The sequence below is a fragment of the Varibaculum cambriense genome (assembly GCF_022133705.1).
In the GTDB taxonomy this organism is placed as follows: domain Bacteria; phylum Actinomycetota; class Actinomycetes; order Actinomycetales; family Actinomycetaceae; genus Varibaculum; species Varibaculum cambriense_A.
Window position 1 is genome coordinate 20,888 of sequence record NZ_JAKNHJ010000020.1, and the last position, 22,728, is coordinate 43,615.

At 53.3% G+C, this 22,728-nt stretch carries 18 protein-coding genes, 1 tRNA gene and 2 pseudogenes; 10 read left to right on the top strand and 11 right to left on the bottom strand.

Annotated features, from left to right (window positions below; all coding sequences use genetic code 11):
* Positions 1–37: 37 nt before the first annotated feature.
* The 10 genes from L0M99_RS08955 to glgX form a co-directional block, all read right to left on the bottom strand.
* Entirely contained in the window at positions 38–1,372 is a 1,335-nt protein-coding gene (locus tag L0M99_RS08955) for a phosphotransferase (protein ID WP_024058413.1), read from the bottom strand.
* Positions 1,362–3,269: a maltose alpha-D-glucosyltransferase gene (gene treS, locus L0M99_RS08960; RefSeq protein ID WP_316689066.1), complete on the bottom strand. Its 1,908-nt coding sequence runs from the start codon at positions 3,267–3,269 to the stop codon at positions 1,362–1,364. Before treS ends, L0M99_RS08955 begins: the two co-directional genes overlap by 11 nt.
* A 26-nt stretch (positions 3,270–3,295) precedes the next feature.
* Positions 3,296–5,593 (bottom strand): alpha-1,4-glucan--maltose-1-phosphate maltosyltransferase, encoded by a 2,298-nt coding sequence (locus tag L0M99_RS08965; RefSeq protein ID WP_024058415.1) that lies wholly within the window; start codon positions 5,591–5,593, stop codon positions 3,296–3,298.
* Positions 5,594–5,721: 128 nt separating this feature from the next.
* Complete coding sequence (locus L0M99_RS08970; protein ID WP_024058416.1) at positions 5,722–6,387, bottom strand: SanA/YdcF family protein; 666 nt, start codon at positions 6,385–6,387, stop codon at positions 5,722–5,724.
* 4 nt (positions 6,388–6,391) lie between these two features.
* Positions 6,392–7,495, bottom strand: a complete 1,104-nt coding sequence (gene trpS / locus L0M99_RS08975; protein WP_038108795.1) for a tryptophan--tRNA ligase — start codon at positions 7,493–7,495, stop codon at positions 6,392–6,394.
* 656 nt (positions 7,496–8,151) lie between these two features.
* Positions 8,152–9,072, bottom strand: a complete 921-nt coding sequence (locus L0M99_RS08980; RefSeq protein ID WP_238128391.1) for a DUF3800 domain-containing protein — start codon at positions 9,070–9,072, stop codon at positions 8,152–8,154.
* Between the two features lie 269 nt (positions 9,073–9,341).
* Complete coding sequence (locus L0M99_RS08985; protein WP_238128392.1) at positions 9,342–10,097, bottom strand: restriction endonuclease subunit S; 756 nt, start codon at positions 10,095–10,097, stop codon at positions 9,342–9,344.
* Complete coding sequence (locus L0M99_RS08990; protein WP_238128393.1) at positions 10,082–10,504, bottom strand: hypothetical protein; 423 nt, start codon at positions 10,502–10,504, stop codon at positions 10,082–10,084. The genes L0M99_RS08985 and L0M99_RS08990 overlap by 16 nt, the downstream gene beginning before the upstream one ends.
* A 354-nt stretch (positions 10,505–10,858) precedes the next feature.
* Entirely contained in the window at positions 10,859–11,101 is a 243-nt protein-coding gene (relB, locus tag L0M99_RS08995) for a type II toxin-antitoxin system RelB family antitoxin (RefSeq protein WP_024058420.1), read from the bottom strand.
* Positions 11,102–11,329: 228 nt separating this feature from the next.
* Positions 11,330–13,579 carry a glycogen debranching protein GlgX gene (gene glgX, locus L0M99_RS09000; protein ID WP_238128394.1) on the bottom strand — a complete coding sequence of 750 codons (2,250 nt, stop codon included), beginning with the start codon at positions 13,577–13,579 and terminating at the stop codon, positions 11,330–11,332.
* 141 nt (positions 13,580–13,720) lie between these two features.
* Here glgX and L0M99_RS09005 point away from each other — a divergent pair, with 141 nt between their 5' ends.
* The 7 genes and pseudogenes from L0M99_RS09005 to L0M99_RS09035 all read left to right on the top strand — a co-directional run.
* Positions 13,721–14,509, top strand: coding sequence for an electron transfer flavoprotein subunit beta/FixA family protein (locus tag L0M99_RS09005; RefSeq protein ID WP_024058422.1), 789 nt, complete (start codon positions 13,721–13,723; stop codon positions 14,507–14,509).
* 9 nt (positions 14,510–14,518) lie between these two features.
* On the top strand, positions 14,519–15,502 hold the full coding sequence (locus tag L0M99_RS09010; RefSeq protein ID WP_238128395.1) for an electron transfer flavoprotein subunit alpha/FixB family protein: 984 nt from the start codon (positions 14,519–14,521) through the stop codon (positions 15,500–15,502).
* Positions 15,502–16,746, top strand: a complete 1,245-nt coding sequence (locus L0M99_RS09015) for a cysteine desulfurase family protein (protein WP_238128396.1) — start codon at positions 15,502–15,504, stop codon at positions 16,744–16,746. Before L0M99_RS09010 ends, L0M99_RS09015 begins: the two co-directional genes overlap by 1 nt.
* Positions 16,747–17,853, top strand: a complete 1,107-nt coding sequence (mnmA, locus tag L0M99_RS09020) for a tRNA 2-thiouridine(34) synthase MnmA (RefSeq protein ID WP_024058425.1) — start codon at positions 16,747–16,749, stop codon at positions 17,851–17,853.
* 53 nt (positions 17,854–17,906) lie between these two features.
* A tRNA-Leu gene (locus L0M99_RS09025) sits at positions 17,907–17,991 on the top strand.
* 103 nt (positions 17,992–18,094) lie between these two features.
* On the top strand, positions 18,095–18,571 hold the full coding sequence (locus L0M99_RS09030) for a peroxiredoxin (protein WP_024058426.1): 477 nt from the start codon (positions 18,095–18,097) through the stop codon (positions 18,569–18,571).
* Between the two features lie 180 nt (positions 18,572–18,751).
* Positions 18,752–18,973: pseudogene (locus tag L0M99_RS09035) on the top strand (terminase); the annotation flags it as partial.
* A gap of 149 nt (positions 18,974–19,122) precedes the next feature.
* Here L0M99_RS09035 and L0M99_RS09040 read toward each other — a convergent pair.
* Positions 19,123–19,275 (bottom strand): hypothetical protein, encoded by a 153-nt coding sequence (locus L0M99_RS09040; protein WP_024058428.1) that lies wholly within the window; start codon positions 19,273–19,275, stop codon positions 19,123–19,125.
* A gap of 130 nt (positions 19,276–19,405) precedes the next feature.
* On the opposite strand from L0M99_RS09040, the gene L0M99_RS09045 reads away from it, so the two are divergent.
* The 3 genes and pseudogenes from L0M99_RS09045 to L0M99_RS09055 all read left to right on the top strand — a co-directional run.
* Positions 19,406–20,095, top strand: a complete 690-nt coding sequence (locus tag L0M99_RS09045) for an ABC transporter ATP-binding protein (RefSeq protein WP_024058429.1) — start codon at positions 19,406–19,408, stop codon at positions 20,093–20,095.
* 9 nt (positions 20,096–20,104) lie between these two features.
* Positions 20,105–22,429: a hypothetical protein gene (locus tag L0M99_RS09050; protein WP_024058430.1), complete on the top strand. Its 2,325-nt coding sequence runs from the start codon at positions 20,105–20,107 to the stop codon at positions 22,427–22,429.
* 66 nt (positions 22,430–22,495) lie between these two features.
* A pseudogene (locus tag L0M99_RS09055) lies at positions 22,496–22,606 on the top strand (peroxiredoxin); the annotation flags it as partial.
* Positions 22,607–22,728 lie beyond the last annotated feature (122 nt).

Below are 22,728 nucleotides of genomic sequence, written 5' to 3' on the forward strand. Positions count from 1 at the left end.
AGTGAGTTCGCCCTTAAAAACTTATTGTTTATGCTGGTTAGGCCGATTGTGGTAGAAGTAGCATCAACGCTTCTAAGGGGATGGTTACCCAGTCGGGACGTTGCTCGGCTTCGTAGCGCACTTCATAGAGAGCTTTTTCCACTTCAAAGGCTCTTAAAACCACTAGCGCGGGGCCGGGAAGTTGTTCTTCTCCAAAGTATCCGGACAGGAAGGCTAGGCGGGCACGGTTAAGCCAGTCTCCATCCGCCCCGCCCTCTACGCGGGCATAGTCGAATGAACGCAGCATCCCGGCAATATCCCGCTCTACCTGATCAGGAGCGGTACGTTCTTCTAGGGGGCGTAAAGGTTCGCCCTCGAAATCGATCGCATACCAACTCTTCGAGCTATACAGGCACTGACCTAGGTGATAGTCTCCGTGTACTCGCTGCGTAGGTGGCAATCCTCCCAGGCCAGTAAGTGCCTGAGCGAGGCGAGCGACTTCCTCCCCGATTAAATGGTCTCGCAGTTGCGGATAAGCGGCCTCCGCCTGCTGATACTGGTTGCGCAAACGGGTAGCGAGCATAGTTCCTGAGGCCGGATCCTCGCCCTGCCCAAAGGCCTCCAAAAGGTGGCGGTGCATATCGGCGGTAAACGCTCCTAGCTGGTGAGCTAGCTCCGTGGGGTCTTCGCCGCTCGCGGCCAGGGAACAAATCAGCTTGAAACCATCTTGAGCCTGATCTAGGCAGATCGCCGCACTTGCGGTAGTGACCTCTTGGGGTTGGCCCTCTTGATCCCAAAGACTAAGCTGCGAGTAACCGCGGGGCTGTGGCACTCCCTGCCAGCCGGTACGCGCCAACGCCAAGGGTACGGTCACCTCCGGGTTCGACCCGGTTACGAGCACCCGGAAAAACTTAATAATCGTGGGGTATTTTCCGCCCAACAGCACCGAAGTATTAGATTGTTCCCCAGATAAAACTTTGCTTTCCAAACTGGCAGCTAGCAGGTTAGACAACAGATCGTCAGCTTCTGGCAATAGGGGCAAAGTGCCCGCCTGGTGGGTAGAGCGGATCCAATGCTGTACGTATGCCGGGCAGTAGGGGCCGTCTACCAGGTATCCGGGATTTTCCTTGGGGTAGGAAGTACGTCCGGCTATCCCTGCTCCGTTCCAATCTGCCACCAACGCCAAGGGTAGGTGATACCAGATGCCCTGCGCTTCCAAAATCAAGAGCCGGAAATTCGGATCTTCAAGTTCCCGATAATCTAAAACCCGCACCTGGGAGCGCTCCAGGTTAGAGGGAAACCAACGCCGCTGGATCAGATACTCCCAGATAGTGTCGATAATAGCGTCTCTGCCAGGCCATTTAAGCTGGCTATTGGGGGACTCAGCGGTCATCTTGGTTCTCCTTTAACACCGAGAAATCTAGCGCCGGGTAAGGATAGGCGGTAGTTTCGGCATCTGTGTCGGGTTGTGGGGCAGCTGCCGAGGTGGCGCTATGGGCGATCACCGGAACAGAGGTAGTAGTGGTTGGGGGCTCATTTTCTTTATCTTGCAGGTCTTGTGCCTGGTCAGGAGCAAAAAGTTCTAGCCAATAAAAACCGTGGCGGTTCAGAGTTACGGTGACGGTTTCATCCGCGCCCACTGCTGGGAACCAGCCGCCATCGAAAGCTTCCCGCAAACACCAAGTGGCCATCCCGGGCAAGGTTAGCCGCGCCGCTACCGCGCCCTCGCCCAGATTGTAGATGCAAAGCACTGTGGAGTTTTGGTCCCGGCGAATAAAGGCCAATACCGAGTCCTGATCTGAGCCTACCTGTGACAATGACCCTTGCCCGAAGCAGGTCAGGCGGCGGCGCAAATGGATAGCATCGCGCAACCAGTGCAGCAACGACGTGGGACGCCCCAGAGATTCTTGCACGTTAATGGTGCGGTTATCCCAACCGGGAGAGTCAATCAGGGGAACCAGGAAAGACTCCGGGTCGGCGGAAGAAAAGCCAGCGGTCGCCGAAGTATCCCATTGCATGGGAGTGCGCACTCCGAACCGGTCAGGGAGCCAAATATTGTCGCCCATGCCGATTTCGTCCCCGTAATAGAGGAAGGGCGAACCAGGCATAGAAAGCAAGAGGGCGTGGGCGAGTTCTATTTTGCGGCGAGAACCCCCTAAAAGCGGCGCGAGGCGGCGGCGAATCCCCACGTTCGCCCGCATCCGCGATTCCGGTGCATACCAGGAATACATGTTTTCACGTTCCTGGTCAGTCACCATTTCCAGGGTGAGTTCATCGTGGTTACGCAAGAAAGTTCCCCATTGGGCACCCGCCGGCAGCTCCGGTAGCTCCGCTAGGATTTGCCGCAGCCCCTTGGAAGAGCCGGTGCGCAGCGCCGCAAACAGCCGAGGCATTAGGGGGAAGTGGAAACAAATATGGCATTCGGGTTCGGTTTCGCTGCCGAAATAGTCAATCACATCCAAGGGGGGCTGATTGGCTTCGGCCACCATTAACGTTCCCGGGAACTCTGCGTCCACCATTTTGCGCAGTTCGCTCACAAACCAGTGAGTTTTCGGGAGGTTTTCGCAGTTGGTGTCGTTTTCTTCAAATAGGTAGGGGATCGCGTCCAGGCGGAAACCATCCACCCCGGTGCGGCACCAGTAGCGCACCACGTTCATTACTGCCGCTTGCACCGCCGGATTTTCAAAGTTCAAATCCGGTTGGTGCGAAAAGAAACGATGCCAATAGTACTGTCCGCGTACCTCGTCATAGGTCCAGTTAGAGGTTTCGGTGTCGATAAAAATAATGCGGGCATCTTGGTAGTCCTGGTCGCTGTCTCGCCAAACGTAAAAATCCCCGTATTCGCCCTCGGGATCCTTCCGGGAAGCTTCGAACCAAGGATGCTGGTCAGAGGTGTGGTTGACTACAATATCGACCAGGATGCGGATGCCGCGCTCGTGAGCGGCCTCCACTAAGGCAGTGAAGTCTTCCATCGAACCGAAAGCCGGGTTCACATCGGTGTAGGCGCTAATGTCGTAGCCACCATCGCGCATCGGCGAAGGATAAAAGGGAGGCAGCCACAGGCAATCCACTCCCAGCCAGGCCAGGTAATCCAGACGGGAAATCAGCCCCTGGAAATCCCCCACGCCGTCCCCATTAGAATCCGAAAACGCCTGGATCAGTACTTCGTAGAAAACGGCGCTGCGATACCAGTTCGGGGTTTCCGCAGGGGAGGGAACCGCCTGGCAATCCCGGCGCGGCAGCAATAGTTTGCCCAGGTTGTCGTATTCCTCAGTTATGGCTTCGCTCAACAAATACTCCTCTTACATGATGCAGTCTAGGAAGCTTCGATAGACATAATATGGGCAGGACGATCGTAGGGGTTGAGCTCGAAATAGTTAGCCGAGCCCCAATCGTAGACTTTCCCATCTAGCTCGTCGCGTACTTTAAAGCAGGACGAGGAAGATCCACTGATCTTTAGCGCCGACAGATCCAGGTGAATGGCGCCAATCGCGGTATCGTGCGGATCCAGATTGACTACCACAATCACCGTGTCAGCCACCCCGGTAGGAGATTCCCAAGCATCTAGGTGTCGGGAGAAACAGACCACCCCCGGATGGGTAGTTTCATGAATCTTCAAATTCCGCAGACGCTGCAAAGCCGGGTGACGGCGGCGAATCCCATTCAAAGTAGTTAGCAAGCCCATCATTTCTTGCGCGGTTTCCCCGGAGTAATCACGTGGCTTGTACTCGTACTTTTCGTTATCGATTTGCTCCTCAAAGCCGGGACGCTGCACATTTTCAATCAGTTCATAGCCGGAATAAATACCCCAGTTAGGGGAACCAGTAGCTGCCAAAACTGCCCGCATTTTGAAAGCCTGGATCCCGCCATCTACCATGACCTGGGTCAAAATATCGTGGGTAGTCGGCCAGAAAGAAGGCCGCATATAGGGGCTGGATTCCCAAGCCACCTCGTCGAAGTATTCTTCAATCTCTTTACGGGTGTTGCGCCAAGTGAAATAGGTATAGGACTGGTGGAAACCTACCTGCGCCAAAGTGCGCATCATAGCGGGGCGAGTAAACGCCTCCGCCAGGAACAACACTTCGGGATGCTTGTTGCGGAACTCCGCTAAGATTTCTTGCCAGAACTGTACCGGCTTGGTGTGGGGATTATCCACCCGGAAAATCGTTACCCCATGATCAATCCATTTTTGAATCACGTCGCGTACCGCGTTATATAAGCCGCGATAGTCTTGATCAAAAACTAGGGGATAAATATCTTGATATTTCTTGGGAGGATTCTCCGCATAGGCAATCGTGCCATCCGGGCGGTGCTTAAACCACTCGGGATGATTCTTTACCCAGGGATGATCCGGGGAGCATTGCAGCGCCAAATCCAGCGCTACCTCTAGACCTAGACCTTTCGCTTTCTTAACGAAGTAATCAAAATCGTCAAAATCGCCCAGATCAGGGTGAATAGCGTCATGTCCCCCCTCGGGGCTGCCGATGCCGTAGGGTGAGCCGGGATCTTCCGGGGTAGCCTCCAAAGAATTATTACGTCCCTTACGGAAAGTAGTTCCGATGGGGTGAACCGGAGTTAAATAGGCGACGTCGAACCCCATAGCGGCAATGCGCGGCAAATCAGCGGCGGCAGTGCGCAAGGTTCCCGTATGCCAATGCCCTTCCTGATCTTTATAGGCGCCGATAGAACGGGGGAAGATCTCGTACCAGGAACCGTAAAGGGCGCGTTCGCGGTCAACCCGCAAAGGATAGGTGCGGGAAGACTCCAGCAGATCCCGGAGGGGATGAGTCCGGAAGATTCCTCGAATCGAAGAATGAAGCCCCACCGACAGACGCTCTTGCACCGGACGCGACTGATCCCGCATAGCTTTGGCGGCATCCAAGAGGCGAGCGGCGCTCTTGGCATCCGGTGCCTGCTGGGTGGGATTATTTACGGCTTCCCCGCCGGCGGCACGTTCAAAAAGCCTGGCGCCTAGCTCAAACTCCATCTCCACATCTTGATCTGCCTGCACCTTAATGGAGGCTTCCTTTGCCCAGGTCTGATAGGGGTCGCAGAAAGTGTCGACCCTAAAACTCCAGTCCCCAACGCCGGTGGGCTTAATCCAGGCTTCCAGACGATCCAAACCGGGAGCGACATCGTACATCCGGGAGCGCATAGTTTCTTTGCCTTGCGGATCGATCAATACCACTTCTGCCCCTAAAGCATCGTGGCCTTCCCGGAACACCGTGGCGCGCACGGGGAAAGATTCGTTCTCGACTGCTTTGGCGGGCCACAGCCCGTCCTCGAAAACCGGTTCAACTTCGGTGACCGGGATTCGTGCCAGGCGAGCCTCGGGAGAAATAAGGTTTAAAGGCTTTGCGGCAGCTGCTTTGGGGGAGGCTGCTTTCGCCCGGCTAGCGCGCCGGGGAGGAGCGCTGGTAGTAGTTTTAGCTTTACTAGCGGAGGCCGTCTTGGCTTTCGCGGTGGTACTCGCCGGGGGAGTAGTGGTGGCGGCCTTGGCGTGAACCGCGGTTTTACGGGAACTGGTGGCGCTCACCTTAGAAGATTTTGCCCCCTGACCAGCTGACCTAGTAGTTGAGCGAGTTTTGCGAGAACGAGGCGTATCGCCGGCCATGGTGTCTCCTTATTAGACGGACTGCTTCCCCTCCAGCCTAACAAGAGGTAGTGCGCCTCGCGTCCTTTCCGCTGTCAGCAAGCAATAAAAGTGAGCGTAAAGTACGGCTTCTTTGGAAAAAAACGGTTTTAACCATCGGTATCCGAGGCCGGGCCGTCTAAGGAAATCTTCGGACCGAGATAGGTGGGTTTTTGCTCGGTAAGCACCCAAGCAACATCCTTGGTGCGCGCCAAATATTCGCGGAGGTTACGTTCTACTTGCCCCCGATACGCATTACCGGCCGCACCTACTCCCCAAACCTCGATACCGCGGCTTTGACAATCGTAGAGGGCGCGGGGCAGATGATAGGGCTGAGTCACTACGATCGCGCGTTGTACCGAAAAAATCGCTTCCGCGCGATAAGCCGATTCATAGGTAGAAAAACCGGCATGATCAGCATAAATCACCTGGGGGCTAATCCCATGCTTAATCAGCCACTGGCGCATCGCCTTGATCTCGTCATAGTGAACCTGTCCGTGATCACCGCTAATCAAGATTGTCTTCGCCGCTCCGGCCTGATACAGATTCAAAGCAGTTTGCAGACGGTGGGTAAGCATCGGCGAGGGCGAGCCATTAGGCTTTACCCCCGCCCCCAAAACCAAGATCACCTGGGCATCCTGATCTTTAGCGTCAGATAACGAAACAATCTGATCTTTGGTTTTCTGCCAAACATAAATATTGGTTCCCGCCACCACAATAGCGGCAATCACCACCAGGGTAATCACTAGCCGGATCAGGCCACGTAAAGCACGCATGAGGCTAGTAAACCATGTTCATCGCCTGGCGAACCTCTGACAAGGTCTGGTCAGCTACCTCATTGGCGCGTTGATTTCCGCGCTCTAGTACCTGCCACAAATAACCAGGGTCAGCCAAGAGTTCCGCGCGCCGCGCCCTAATCGGGGACAGAGCGCCATCTAAAGCCTCGGTGAGCACCTGTTTTAGCTTTCCTGCCCCCTGATCTCCGATTTCCTCGGCCAACGCGTGCGGATCCTGTCCACTAGCCAGGCCGGCCAGCCGTAACAGGTTCGAAACCTCGGGGCGATTCTCCGGATCATAAGTAATCTGGCGCTGCGCATCCGTCTTCGCGCGTTTAATCAACTTCGCAGTTTCGTCACTGGTCATTCCCAGTTCCACCGTGTTACCGCGCGACTTCGACATTTTTTCGCCATCGAGTCCCAAAATCAGGGCGCCATCACCAGAAAGCAGTCCTTCCGGACGGGGGAACACCCGATGTTCCAAGGAAGACTTACGCCGGAAAACCCGCTCGAAACGATCCGAAATCACCCGCGCCTGCTCCAAGTGAGGAAGTTGATCTTTACCCACTGGCACCAGGTTCGCTTTACAGAACAAAATATCGGCCGCCTGATGTACCGGGTAAGTCAGCAATAATCCCGACATGGGACGCTGCGAAGCCTCCAACTCTGCCTTCACCGTGGGGTTGCGGTGTAGCTCCGCCTCAGTCACCAACGACAGGAACGGCAACATTAACTGGTTAGCTGCCGGCACCGATGAGTGCGTGAAAATCGTGGTGTTTTCCGGATCTAGGCCGCAAGCAATATAGTCTGCCAGCATATTCAGGACGCGCTCACGGATCGGGCCAGTGCCCTCCCGATCGGTAATCACCTGGTAGTCCGCGATCAGAATCCAGGTTTCCACCCCGCGCTGCTGGATCGTGACTCGGTTCTTAATTGTCCCGAAATAATGCCCCAAATGGAGGGCGCCCGTGGGGCGATCCCCGGTAAGTACCCGGAACTTGGACGGATCCTTATCAATCGCTGCCTCAATCTCTTGAGATTTCAGCTCTGCCCGCTTCAAAGAAGCCGCATCAGTGGAATTTTCTAGTTTCTCGCCGCTATCGCTCATGGTTCCCAGTCTACGGTGCCAAGGATATTCCCGGAAAACCGGGTGCAACTGATAAGTCTCTTTCTTGTTGTTAGGTGTGCGCGGGGTAAAAGTTTTTCCTCCTGCTAATCACCCGGGGGCGAGATTTTTCCTCCTGCCCAAGAATTTGGAAAACATAGCCACGTTTTCCAAATTCTTATGCCCACCGCACCTGCTCGGATAAAATCTCGCCCCCGGGTTTACTCGGAAAACTTTTTCCCCACGCTTAGCCAATACATGTAAGCTGCTAGGTCTGGTTGGACCCGGGTTTTCGGGAATGGAGGTAAGTAAGAGGAGCGTGTCCCTGTTAAGTTGCGCGTGCAGTTGATTATCAGGTGCCTTGAAAATTGGTGGTAGTTCCGCGCGTGTGGATTGTAATTATTGCTCTTGGTATTCTTCGACCGGTATTGCCGGAATCATTATTTGACATTTGAGTTATATGAAGGGGATCTTTTTCGTTTTCAGGTGGTCTGTTAACGCAGAGGTTGTCATTGACGAACCCAACAATAACGGCACCACGGCTGCAGACATCTGCTCCCTAATGCATGAGCTACCAGCCTGGACTAACTGTTTACCGATTGATGCTGTCGGATGCGAGTGCGGTTTTTATCAGCAGGATTGAGTGCATGGCTCGCGGTCTAGTAGCAGGTGGCGTAGTTGCCGAGGAATTTCGGGTAGAGGTCTTTCGTGGTGCTGCTTGCGGCGCGTATTTTGGAGTGTTCGCTCGTGATCCCACTGAGCCGGTTACCAAAATACTTGAGTGCCCACTTATATTCAGCAAAATCCGAATCATATTTGTATGCAGCAATACGGCCAAGGATTGCACATATCCAGTCCGCGCATTGAACCGTTTGATACAGATGACTCTCCACCTCCATCGGCGGCTCCACAAGTTTCGTAGCATCTTCACTGCTGAACATGAACGCTGCTGCGCCAGCGAAAATCTCCAGTCGTTCCTTCTCGCCCTGTTTGTCGAGCACCATCAACAGATTCTCAGCATCAGGCAAATCCCAATTCACTCGTTGAATCAGCTGCTTCATCGCATGGTCGTAACGCTCAGCGTTCGTCTCAGGGGCCTCACTCGGAGTACCGCGCAGTTTCTCCTGCCCATAAAACACCACGCGAGCATCCAATGATTCCAGCGTGTCTAAAACCCTGAAAATGAGGCGGCGAGTTTCCCGATACTTCTCGATATTCTTCGTGGTGAGCAACGCTGAGCCTTTCTTTTCCCAATGCTCCACGCGTTTACCTGCCGAGATTACTTTCGCCTCAATTTCTTCACGTAGCCCATGCTCCTTAACGAAACGGAAAATACCAGACAGCTTGCGAATGTTCTGGGCTGGGATCACAAAACCGCCGAGTCCGAATACCGGGTGAGTCTTGTAGGACGGGTCGAATCGGCTCACGTATGCGCCGTTATGCCCAAACTCATCGAAATACCCGACGTACACGTCACCTCCCGCTACGAACACGAAAGCCCGCGAAATCGCGGGCTTCGGAAGTGGAGCACCGAAATGCGTCCACAGGTAAATATACCAGAGCCCTACCGCAACCAGCAATAGCGGATACTAGGGTCAAGGGTTAATGGCTAAACCACCCCGACACGCCCGGGAAAAGACACACATTTGGGCATTAGCCCAAAATCTTCTGGTCTTTTGCCGTTGGCAGTGCTGTGTTTCGTCAATGTTTGCGCGAATCCTTGGGGTGAACGAAAGCCGCTGTCATCGGCACTCTCCTGATAAGTGGAGGGTCAACGGCAGGAGTCCTTTGCCATTAGATACTCCTATTTTCGTTATGACGCAGCAGTGCTGGACAGGTTTTACCGGCGCTAATTGCTGGGGGTGAAAATCAGAAGTCGGTCGCGGTAATACTCGTACTGTTTACGCCGAGCTTCGATTTCTGCCGGTAAACCAGAAGAAAGATCATTTACCAAAGCATCGAACTTATCCAGAATCGCAACAATCCGTTCCTGCTCCGACAAAGGCGGCACTTTAATAACCATCTTTTTTAGATCACCACCAGTTACCAAAGGTTGTCCCCCTCCTTTAGCTAGATTGCGTAAATTAATTGCAGTAAGTTGGTGAAAAGCATAACGCAGATTCCAACTGGGATTTGGATGCATTATCAACGCATTGTCGCTAACTCCGTAATCACCATCTACTACATAAACCTTCCCTGCATATGCGCCCACACGAGCGATTAGTATTGCCGACCCTGAATAAAGAGACCGATTCGTTGTAGCGATTTTTCCGGTTGACCCAAATAAAGGAAATAATCCATCCTCTGCCCAGTCTGATTTTTTACTTTTCCCAGATTTAACATCAATAATGAGATCCGCAATGGATTTTTCCTCCGAATTGCGAACGTTCTTCAAAAGCGAGTCGCGGTAGTACTCGTACTGCTTGCGACGAGCTTCTAGCCCCGCTTCTAGCTCCGCTTCTAGCTCCGTAAAAGAATCTAAAATCCGTACGATCTCATTTTGCACTTCCAGTGGCGGCACCGGAAATTTTATTTTTGCAAGAGCTTTTTTAGAAATATTGTATCTAGTTACACCATTCGCACATTTTATTATCTGTTTTCGCATGCCTGTAGAACGGAATAAATACTTAGCAAATTCCGGTTTAATGCTCTCTGGGAGATGCACAAAAAGCAGAAGCTATTTAGAAAAATGTCTTCCTTTAAATCTGTGGTCACAACCGAGGTCATCCCGGACTCATCTAAATTTTCTGAGGAGGATGTAAAAATTAAATCCCCTCTTCGTAGACTCGTCTGGCGTTCTCCAACATTGATTCTTACAGATTTAAGATCTGAAAAATCGACTTCGATATTATCGAAAACATTTTTATATGAAACGAATTTCGCATTACCATCTGCAAAGTCTGCTTTGGTCTTGCCCTTCAAACCTGAAATAAAGTCACCCAGGTCGGATATACGCAAGTAATCCACGCCGTTGGGGCAGTGGTGGGAGATTAGGTCTGCTATGCGGCTCATGCGGTTACCTCGTTTTTGGGGGTGCTGCTGGCGCTTTCGGGGATTGGTGTTTGCGCTGTTGCAGCTTGCAAGATGGACCTCCCGATAATCGCAGCCTCGCCCTCTATAGTACAAAGTTAGTAACCGCCTAGCGATAAACTTGCCGCCGGTGATCTACTTCAAGACAGATATTTATACGTTCGCGCGGGGGAGAGATTTTATCCGAGTGGGTGCGGTGGGCATAAGAATTTGGAAAACGCCGCGACGTTTTCCAAATTCTTGGGCAGGAGGAAAAATCTCGCCCCCGCGATATACACACCGGCAGAAATTTGCCTATTGTGCAGGGATTCTTCCGATTTGATCAGCAACTTATTCTCACAAGCAAAGGTGATCTTGTAGCTGGTCAATCGATATAGTGTCCAGTTGTCCTGCTCGGTACTCGTCAACTTTTTTGAGGAGCCCATACTGGTATTCGAGATTCGGTATTGATTCCTCGAGTGCTTTCGTGAAGTAATAGTTGCGGCTGTGTCCAGTATTCTTAGCCAGATCGTCATAACGCTTCACTAAATCTACCGGTAACCGAACCACTGTTGGCACAGAATTCACTGCTTTACCCATATTCATCCTCCCTGGTTCGGCACTTGTAAACCTTGCTAACAATGTACTACGAAAATACTTCTAGTTACGCGGGGGAGAGATTTTATCCGAGCAGGCGCGGTGGGCATAAGAAATAAGATATGAGAAGTATCAGCATCGGCTAGACAGTGGGTTTCCGATATTCTAAGTCAAGGATTGAAAAGCGTGCCTCGCCCCCGCGTTCCATATGCGAAAGCTACAAGATGTGGGCTAATCCCCGCTGGAGTCGGCTAGGAACAGTTTGATGGATAACGGCTCCAGGAAGACATCGTCACCGGCAAGGTTGAAGGGGGGAGCTTCCTCTTCCGGTTCAGAAACCGCAGAATCCCAGATTTCGTGATAGGCGGTTCCTCGTCCCGGAGCTAGGCGCACATGCTTAGGGTCGAGTGTTCCATTGAAAACCGCTAGCAAATCCTGATCCCCGTAGGGGCGTCCCGAACGCAGCATTTGGAAAACTCGGCTGGCCGGATCATGCCAGGCCCGATCGCCCATTAACAGTCCCACCTGGTTATACCAGGAAAGATCAGGGATGCTATCACCCGGATGACGCTGGCCGGTCAGGTAGTTCTTAGGCCGGAAAACTGGATGTTCGCGCCGCAGGGTAATCAGCTTTCGTACTGCCACATAAAAATCTTTTTGCCAATCCACCAGTTCCCAGTTCAGCCAGGTAGTTTCATTGTCTTGGCAATAGGCGTTATTGTTACCCCCTTGCGTGCGGGCAAACTCGTCACCAGCCAAAATCATCGGGGTACCCGCAGAAATAAATATGGTGGTAAACAGGTTAAGCGCAGACCGTACCCGGGCGTTTAGCAGTTCTGCCAGTGGAGAGTCACCATCTAAAGCCAGTTCCTTTTCAATACCAAGTTGGAAGGCGCGCCCTTCACTACCGTGATTCCAAGACAAGTTATTGGGGGATCCGTCCCGGTTATTCTCCAGGTTCTCCTCGTTATGTTTATGGTCGAAGCTAACCAAATCCCCCAAGGTGAAGCCGTCGTGAGCGGTTACGAAGTTAATCGAGCAGCGGGGAGGGCGCACAGCCGGGACATCCCCAACCCCATACATGTCTTGGGAACCAGAAAGCCGGGAAGCTAGTTCAAAGGGGGGAGCACCTCGAGATTCTCCCCGCGACTGGGCGCGCCCATCAGCAATCCAAAAACCGCGGACGCTGTCGCGATAGCGATCATTCCAAGTAGAGAACGGTAACGGAAAATCACTGGTACGCCAACCGTCAGGACCGACATCCCAAGGCTCGGCGATCATTTTCTTGGTTCGCAACACCGGATCATCTAGGCAGGCCTGGAAGAAAGGATGGAAACGAGTGAAATGTTCCTCGCCCCGCCCGCAGGTAACACCCAGGTCAAAACGGAAGCCGTCGACTCCCACATCGCCTGCCCAATACCGCAAAGAATCCATGATCATTTGGATCACTCGCGGATGCGAAGTATCTAAAGTATTGCCGCAACCAGAATAGTCGATACTGCCACCTTGGGAATCCAGGCGATAATACATAGCATTATCGAGGGCGCGCCAAGACAGTGCCTGACCGTCGCCTCCGCCCTCGCAAGTATGGTTATAAACCACGTCGAGCAGCAGTTCGATTCCGTTTTGGTGCAGGATCGAAACCATGCCTCGGAACTCATCTAATACTGCCGTTGGCCCGAGCATACGGGCATTCTTAGTAGCATAGGAAGGCTCGGGCGCGAAATAGGACAGGGTGGAGTACCCCCAATAGTTACTTAAGCCTCGCTCGTTTAGGAACGCTTCCGATAGTTTCGCGTGTACCGGCAATAGTTCGACTGCGGTGATCCCTAAATCTTTTAAGTAGGCGATAGTGGCCGGGTGTGCCAGTCCCGCATAGGTGCCTCGTAGCTCTTCGGGTACTCCCGGAAGTTGTTTGGTAAGCCCTTTGACATGCGCCTCATAAATAACGGTGTTTTCCCAAGGGGTGGCCGGGCCAGGCGCTACGTCAAACTCTTTACCGGTGACCACTCCGCGCACGGTATAGGGAGCCGAGTTGGTGGGGTCTAGCTCGAAAGGATGCAGCGGGTAGAGCTGATCATCGGTTTTATGGGCGTACGTTTGACTGCAAAGCTGTACGTTTCCACTGATAGCGCGAGCATAGGGGTCGAGGGCGAGTTTATAGGGATTAAAAACGTGTCCGCGTTCCGGATTCCAAGCGCCCCAGGTGCGAAGACCATAGTAGGTGCCGGCTAATACCCCGGAAACATGGCCATGCCAGATACCATCCACCGGACCTAAGAGACGATAACGAGTTTCGGGAGCGGTTGGTTCCGCAGAAGTAAAAAAACAGATCTCCACTGCCGAGGCATTCGGGGCTACCACCGCGATATCCACCCCGTTGCCTTCTAGGTGCACCCCCAGGCGGGTCGTATCAGCGGCACCGTCATGTACATAGGGGCTGGACGGCCTAAAAAAGTCGTCTATTACTCGTCTTGACACGTAGCCAATCCTATCGGCTGGGGTTCGATAGAGCTATTCCGCTAGTTAGCTGGGGCTTAGACAGATGGTTATTTTACTCCCTTAGCTAAGGGGTAGGGCTTCTCACTTTTTCACTGGGAAAGCTTGTGGCAAGGTAGAAGTATGAGGATTGTCGTAACTGTAAAACATGTACCCAACCCGCAATCTGAGCGGCGAATCGAAAACGGTCACGTGGTGCGCGGAGAAGAAGATACTCTGAACGACCTGGACGAAAACGCCATTGAGGCGGCGCTCAGCGCGAAAGTGGCAGTACCGGAAGCCGAGATTATTGCCCTTACTATGGGGCCGGAAGGGGCAAAGAAAGCCCTGCTGCGCGCCCTCCAAATGGGGGCAGACCGGGCATATCACCTGTGCGACCCGGCCTTAGCGGGCTCGGATGTAACGGTGACTGCCCGGGTGCTAGCGCGGGCAATCCAAAAAATCGGGGACGTGGATTTAGTGGTTTGCGGAACCTCCTCCCTCGATGGGATGACTTCTATGCTGCCGGGAGCGCTAGCAGCTACCCTGCAGTTACCGGTGATCACCGATGCTTCCGAAGTTAGCTTCAGCGCCGAGGCGGCGGCAGCCACCTGTTATCAGGTGAGCACGGCTTTGACCTTGCGTGCAGAATATCCCCTGGTGCTTTCGGTAAATGATGAAGCCAACCGGCCACACTATCCCGGGTTTAAAGAAATGTTGGCGGCAAAGAAGAAACCGGTAGAGCAATGGGACTTGGCGCAGCTAGAGCTTAGCCCTAAAGAAGTAGGGGCAGCTGATTCTGGCACCGAAGTGCTGGATGCCCAGCTCTATAGCCAAGAAAAGAACCAGGGAACGATTGTTACCGACTCGGCAAACGCTGGCGAAGCATTAGCGAACTACCTGGTTGAATCCGGTTTCGCACAGAAGAAGTAGGAGGAAATCGTGAGCGAAAAAATAGCAAAAGACGTCCTGGTTTTTGCCCACCCAGATGCGGCTCGGCCACAACATTTATCGGTAGCGGCCGCGCGCCTAATTACCCTGGCACGCGAAATTACGGACGGCAAGGTAGTCGCGCTCGCGCCCTCTTCTATTGCCCCGCACCATTTTTCCCAGGTCGGGGTGGCGCAAGTACGCTATTTTGATCCGGAAGAACCCGAAACCTGGCAGGTAGGAGCCATCTTGGCTGACCTGGTGGTTTCGGCGGTTCGTACCGGAGACTTCGGGGCGGTACTCTTGCCGTCCACCGCCTGGGGACGTGACGGAGCTGCCCAGAGCGCGATTGTTTTAGGTTCCGGAGCCAGCGTAGACGTGACCAGTCTGAAAGTAGCTGACGGGAAATTGGTTGCCGGTAAATCGGTACTCGATGGCACCTGGGAAACCAGCTATTACATTCGCCGCGGCATCCCCATAGTCGCCATGCGAACTACGGCGCTCTCTGCGGTACCGGTAGCTGAAGCCGGCGAAGTAGAGACCGAGAGTCTGCCGGTTCAGCTACGCGAATCCACAAAACGGATCCAAGTAGTCTCTAGGGAAGATACCGGATCTTCACACGCGGGACTAACCGAAGCGCCAGTAGTAGTATGTGCTGGTCGCGGCGTTAATGGCGATTTTGAGCCAGCCGAACAGTTAGCCGAGGTGCTGGGAGGCTCCGTCGGCGCCACCCGCGTGGCCTGCGAGCAAGGCTGGATTGACCGTGCCGCCCAAATCGGACAATCCGGGATTAGCGTTGCCCCCAACCTTTATATCGGGATGGGGATTTCCGGGGATCATCACCATGTGTGCGGGATTCGCGGCGCCAAGAAAATCGTGGCCATCTGTGATGATCCCGAGGCACGCATTTTTGAAATGGCAGACTTTGGGGTAGTTGGCGACCTGTTCACCGTGGTTCCAGATGCCCTATCTAGAATCAAACCGCTGGACGCATAGTGCAGCTAACCTACCTCGATAACGCGGCCTCCGAGCCGCTACGCCCCGAAGCGTTAGCGGCGATGAATGAGGCAGCGGCTACGCTTTCCGGGATCGGGGCTAACCCGTCTTCTGCGCATGCGGCGGGACGTAAAGCGGCCGCGCTCCTAGAAACTGCGCGCGCCCAGGTAGCGAGGGCGCTGGGAGCCGAACCAGCAGAAGTTATTTTCACCGGGGGCGGCACTGATTCTTGCGCCCTTGCCTTGCGCGGCCTGGCGAGGGCAGCGCGCCGCCAAGATCCCCGCCGCACCAAAATAGTAGTTAGCCAGGTAGAACATGATGCGGTTGGGCTTAATGCCCGTGATTTACAGGATGCCGGCTTCCAGGTGCAAGTGCTGCCGGTAGATGGCGGCGGGGTAGTCGAGCTAGCAGCCGTATCCGCCCTGGACACCACCCAAATAGCGGCGGTATCCGTGATGAGTGTGTGTAACGAAAACGGAGTAGTGCAGCCTCTTGCCGAGCTGTGCCACTTGCTGCGCGAAAAAGCAACAGATACGCGGGTGCGGCAAGGCGATAGTACGGCATCTGCTCAAGGTGCCGGAAGCGGTCAGACTAGCCAGTTTGCTATTCACACTGACGCGATTGCCGCTGCCGGGCGCCAAGAAATAAACTTTGCCGACTCTCCGGTAGATGCCATTTCGCTAGCCTGCCACAAAGTGGGCGGGCCAGCAGCACTGGGGGTATTGTTGGCGCGCCGGGAAGTAAATATCGCGAGTGACCGGCGCGGAGGCGGCCAAGAACGGGCGCTGCGGGCTGGCACTCAAGACGTGATCGCCGCCGTAGGGGCAGCAGCCGCCTTCACAGCCGCTCAGCAGGAACTAGCAGAAACTACCCGGCGCCACCAACACTTACGGGAAAAACTATTACAAGGAGCGCTAGCAATACCGGGAGTAAAACTGACCAGCGAAGCCCTGGCAGTACCCGGCATCGTCCAGTTTGCGCTTGAGGGCGCAGAAGCAGAAGGGCTGCTATTTGCCCTGGATCAGGCGGGAATCTGCGCTTCTGCCGGGTCGGCTTGTCACACCGGGGTAGCCCGCCCCTCCCCGGTACTCTTGGCGCAAGGCTACAGCGAAAAGGACGCCCTCGGATCTTTACGGATATCTTTCGGCTGGTCTACGCGCCGCGAGGACGTAGACCGGTTATTGCAGGCACTACCGGGCGCCCTAAGTGCCTCCCGGAAACTAGCAGAGCGGGAGAGGAAATAAATGAAAGTATTAGCAGCCCTGTCTGGAGGGGTAGACTCCGCGGTCGCCGCCGCCCTCGCTAAAGAGGCCGGACATGACGTAACTGCCGTACATATGGCGCTAAGCGCTAACCAAGCCCAAAACCGTTGCGGCTCGCGCGGATGCTGCACGGTAGAAGATGCCTCCGATGCCCGTCTCGCCGCCTCCATGCTGGACATACCCTTCTACGTGTGGGATATGGCGGAAACCTTCGAAGAAACCGTAGTAGAAGATTTCCTGAATGAATACCGCCAGGGACGCACCCCCAACCCGTGCGTGCGCTGTAACGAGTTCGTAAAGTTTAGGGAACTGGCTACCCGCGCCGATGCCCTGGGATTCGATGCGGTGTGTACCGGGCATTACGCTCGCGTATTGAACGGACCGGGCGGAGTGGAGCTACACCGCGCTAAATGCATCGAAAAAGACCAATCCTACGTATTGGCGGTAATGGGCCGGGAAGCTCTCGAGAAAGTGATATTCCCGCTAGGGGAGTATGAATCGAAAAGCCAAGTGCGCGCAGAAGCCGAACGGCGCGGCCTGCCCATGTCCGCCAAACCAGATTCCTACGATATTTGCTTTATCGCTGATGGGGACACTCGCGGATTTTTGAGTTCCCACCTGGGCAGCAAAGCCGGAAAAATCGTAGACACAGAGGGTAAGGAAGTGGGAACCCACTCCGGCGCCTACCAGTACACTATCGGGCAACGCAAAGGACTAAACCTGGGGCGGCCAGCTGCCGATGGACGTCCCCGCTACGTGCTCGGTACCGATATGAAAACCAATACGGTAGTCGTCGGTGCCAGCGAGCTACTGAGCGTAGATGCAATCACCGCGACCGACGCGGTGCTACTGACTGAGCCAGATGATCCGACACTATCCGGGCAGGCAGAAGTAACTTTGCAGTATCGCGCGCACGGACAACAAGTCCCGGCGAAAGTTTATTTAGAGGCAGACGGTACCTTGCGAGCGGAGCTGCTAGAGCCCACCCGCGCGGTCGCCTCCGGACAATCCCTGGTGGTCTATGCCGGAGATCGCGCAATCTGTGAGGCAACTATCGAAGAGGCGTTTCGGCAGGAAAAGGGGCAGTAGCCAATTCTGGGACTGGAAAGGGCGGTGCTCCTTAGGTTAATATATTCAAGCCAGCGCGAGTGGCGGAATTGGTAGACGCGCTAGATTTAGGTTCTAGTGTCTTACGACGTGCGGGTTCAAGTCCCGCCTCGCGTACCAGCTATATCGGCTCTGACCAGCTTAAATAAAATGGTAGAGTTTAAAACAAAACTGCGCTTCGGCGCTAGTATCTCTACGTTTAACTATTTAAGAGGGAGTGTCCATGTCAGAGTTAACCGCAGGTCAAAAGGCTCCAGATTTCACCTTGCCTACTGATCAAGGCTCGGAAGTCAGTTTGCAAGGACTCTTAGAAGAATCCGAAAAAGGGGTAGTTATTTATTTCTATCCCAAGGCTTCCACCCCGGGCTGTACCACTGAGGCTTGTGATTTCCGGGACTCATTAAACTCCTTAAAATCAGCCGGATACGCAGTCGTGGGGATCAGCCCCGATAAAATGCCAGCCCTAGAAAAGTTCCGGGACAAGCAAGAACTAAACTTTCCCTTAGCCTCCGATCCAGAACGCGAAGTAATGAGCGCCTGGGGAGCCTACGGGGAAAAGAACTCCTACGGGCGCCTGGTAAAAGGGGTAATCCGTACCACCGTAGTAGTAGGCAAAGACGGAAAAGTGGTGTTAGCGAAATATCGGGTACGCGCCAAAGGCCATGTGGCGCGGTTGCGCAAAGAACTGGGAATCGATTAGCTCTCGGTAGAAGGCGAGGGGGAACTTTAGGGTTAATACCTGATTGAGGCGCGGATCTCTACGAAGGTCTTGCTCCTCAGCGAGCAGGGTCAACCGTACGTAAAAAGACCGAATCAAACAGGGTGTTAACCCGCAAGCCTTCCATCACCGGGCTAACCGCCTGGAAGGAGGCGAGATTTCATGGCGAAAGACGGAACCAATCGTGGTGGGTGCCAGGTGCGGGCTGGTGCGAAACCAGGCTCGCTGAGTGAGAAACTCGCTAAGGGTTTGATTGCTACTCGCTTGGAAGATTGGCTAGCGAGCCCTTTCGATTTCGAGGGCGCAGATGTTGGCGCGGGCGCGGTGCTTGCTGGTGAGGTGATGCCCGAACCCTCTGAATACTTAAGCGATATTCAGCGCGATTCCAACTCCTGTGCCGATAGCTAACCCCAAGGCAATATTGTTCATAATGAACCTGAAGAACGCGCGCAGCGTTACCGCTATACCCGCTACCAAAAACCAGGCCACAACGTTACCGCCTGTAACCCATTGTTCAAACGGAAAGTCGCAGCTTACGCTCGGGTCTCTACAGACCTGGAAGAACAAGTCACCAGCTTGAGTTGAAAACCCAGTACTCGCATGGAGCGGTTAATATCCGTGATCGCGCGCTTAAACTCCCGCTCGCCCTCCAGGCCAATACGCAGGCCAAGCGAGCTATCAGACACGTGCTTTCACCTCCTTACAACGTGGGCTAAAATCCCTTGACGCAACTGCAGGTGTAAAAGTAAATTCTGAAATGAAAATGGGTTTGGTCACTTTTTGACCCATTACAACGACGTAAAAAGAGTAACACAGATGAACACGATGATTTCTTGCTCTGAGGTTTCGTTTAAGTTTCCAGGAGCTAGGGTTGATCGGGTCATTTTCGACGAGATGACTGCGTCTTTTGATACGGGAATGTTTCATGCGGTGATGGGACCGTCTGGCTCGGGTAAAACCACTCTGTTGAGTTTGCTAGATGGTTCCCTTGCTCCCGATTACGGAACGATTATGCTAGCTGGGCGTCCCGTCGAATCGTATTCACGACGCGAGCTACGTTCACGCTTGTTGGCTCGGATTTATCAAGATTATCGACTGGTGTCCTTTTTGAGTGCGGTGGATAACGTGCGCCTAGCACAGCAGGCAGCCGGTAGCTTACGTAGCCATCCGCTTTTAGCTTTGGAGTATTTAGAGCGTCTTGGGGTTAAAGACTTAGCGGAGTATCCGGTGGATAATCTATCGGGAGGCGAAGCACAGCGAGTAGCAATTGCGCGGGCTTTGATTAATTCTCCACAAGTCTTGCTCGCAGACGAACCTACCGGGGCTTTGGATGAGAAAAACTCTCATGAAATCGGTATTCTACTGCGTGAATTGTCGCATGAGTTAAACGTTTGTTTAGTCGTAGTCACGCATGATCCTGCTTTAGCCGCGCTTGCTGACCGGGTAGTGGAAGTGAACGATTATCGCTTGCGTGAAAAACAGCTCGCGCCTGCGACAGCCTACTGAGGTGAGATTATGGGATGGCGTCTAACCTGGGGCTGCGTAAAAGCGAACCTCAAGCTAGTGGGAGGCTTTTTTGTTTGTCTGCTTGCGCTGTCTTTCACCGCGATTTTTTTGAATAATATCGCCACTGTTTATCGTCAAACGGTAGCCGAGGATACGCGAGTCACATATGGAGGGTTTGCCTACCGTATCGGGGCTACCACCCAAAATGCCAAACAACTGTTACACTCCGCGACCTCTGCTCAAAATCTGGTGCCGGTTATCACCACCACCTGTAAGCTTGACTACGGTGAGAGTAGGGCAGATGCGGAGTGGAAGCGTTCCGGAGCCGGCTTTGATTATGGACGCTTACTGACAGGAAAACGCGCCACCACTAATAATGAAGTAGAAATTTCCCAGTCCCTTGCCGCGCGCAGCCATATTGGGCTGGGAGGTGAGATTAACTGTGATGGTAGGCGCTTTGAGGTAGTGGGCATTAGTGTTTTACCAGCGCGCCGGTCAGAAGTCTATTTATCAACCCGCCTGGATTCCTCAACCGACTCGGCTAACGTCACCAACTGGGTAACTAATACCGATATAGCTAATTCAAATTATCGTCCACTTTTTGATCGCGGAGAATTGCGTAAAGTCTCGCTAGATTACGCGATTCGCTATGCACAGGAATCAGCAGAGCAAGGATTTGTTGCTAACGCTCTGATTATCTCCCATCTATTGCTCGCAACTGTCGGGATTGTGCTACTGCTAGGATTTTTAGCATTTCGACGGTCTACTGCAAAATTGCGGCAGGCACTCCTGGCAGCCGGTTTTAGCAGCCTGAAAACAAGCTTGCATAGTCTCGTGCCTCTTTTCCTGTCCCTGTTTAGCGGGGTTCTTCTTGGAGCTTTAGGCGGTTATTTGGCGCTATTTACCTGGCGAGATCAGATTGCGCTTCGTTTTGAACAAGTTTGGGATGCGCTATCGCTAAGCGGCGATTATCGGGCTTTACTCGAACTAGTCACTTATTTCGTGAGCGCACTAGCGGTATATGTGCTTGCACTTTATTTAAGCGCTTATCGTTCAATTAAAACTAGGGCATCTAAATCTAGTAATCGCGAGTTAAAAGCCGAGCTTATCGCAGGTCTCGCCTTGCTAGGTGTGGGAGTTTTATGCAGCTTCTTAGCTAGTTCAAATGTCGCTGTCTTGTATTACATTGCGCTAGCCGCAATCGGGATTGGGGTTGCACTGCTCGGATGTGCGCTGCCCTTCTACGTTTATAAATCCCCTTTACGTCTAGCCGCCTACCGCGCTAGCGTACATAGTTTTATTCTCGGGCCCATCATCTGTCTGCTTTGCATCCTCGCCACTCTCGGGGCCACTAACGCTACCATGCAGCAAAGAGCCCTCACCGTCGGTAAACCTAACGCTGACAGCTACCTCACAGTTTCGTTTATTAACGATGCAGACGTAACCTATCTGAAAACTCGTTTCCCGCAGATTATGACCCATGCCATCATATTTGGGTTCCCGGAAAAATCAGAACACTCTTTGCGCGTAGCAGAAGGTGCCTACGCATCCTGCATCCATCAAAACTCCAATAGCGACAGGTGTAACCAGTGGATGACGCTGGTGGGCTTTGTCCTATCCGAAAACGGCAAAGAGCTAACCGGAAAAATCTCTCCAGAACTCGCCGACATCCAAGACTCCGCCGAATACGCCCTGGTTATTTTTGGTTCCAATCTGGATAAGCCAGAAGAAACCATTCCCGTTACACTGCCCAAAAAGGTAGATGAACGCCTCGACTATGCAGAATTACCTGGCTGGGTAGCTAACCCTCAAGACCCAATCTTTAGCAATAAAGGATTTACTATCGGGATAGAAAGACGCCTATACATCCCGGACTTTTCACACTACCCCGCAGACCAGCAACAACGATTCAAATCTGTGGCTCAACAGCTCTCATCCGATCTGGCCTTATCAGAACCTCTCGGCACCAACAGCCAAACCCTAGACATCATCAACTGGTTAATCCTGTCCATCGAAACTGCTCTCTGCCTACTACTTATCTATATCGGCACCACCATCACTACCCAAAACAGTCATGCCCTAGTTAGCACCCTGAGAGACTACGGTTACCCGCCTCATAAACTAGCCGCCATACGTTTAACTCAAATAGCCCCCTATCTAGCCGCAGTGGTGGCTGGTTCGCTTATCGGCCGAATAATGCTAAGACCAGTTGTTGCCGGCCGTGCAGTACCCGAAAACATTTCCCCAGATTGGACATGGATTCTACCAGCCATTATTATCGCGGCTGTCGTTGGCCTTACCCTCGTCCCTAAAACAGTAAAAAATCCGGGATAAGGAGATAAACCATAAAGCAATACAGACACCACTACGAGGCGGTAATCTAAAACTGTCCAAAAAACAATCCGCACCACCATAGTAGTAGGTAAAGACGGAAAAGTAGTGTTAGCGAAATATCGGGTACGCGCCAAAGGACATGTTGTTCGCCTGCGCAAAGAACTGGGAATCGATTAAAAACAGTTAGCGCCTTCGGATTAGGGGTAAAACCTAGAAGTGGCTGGTAACAAGGGAAACAAATCCGGTACGCCACCGGGGACTCGAACCCCGAACCCTCTGATTAAGAGTCAGATGCTCTA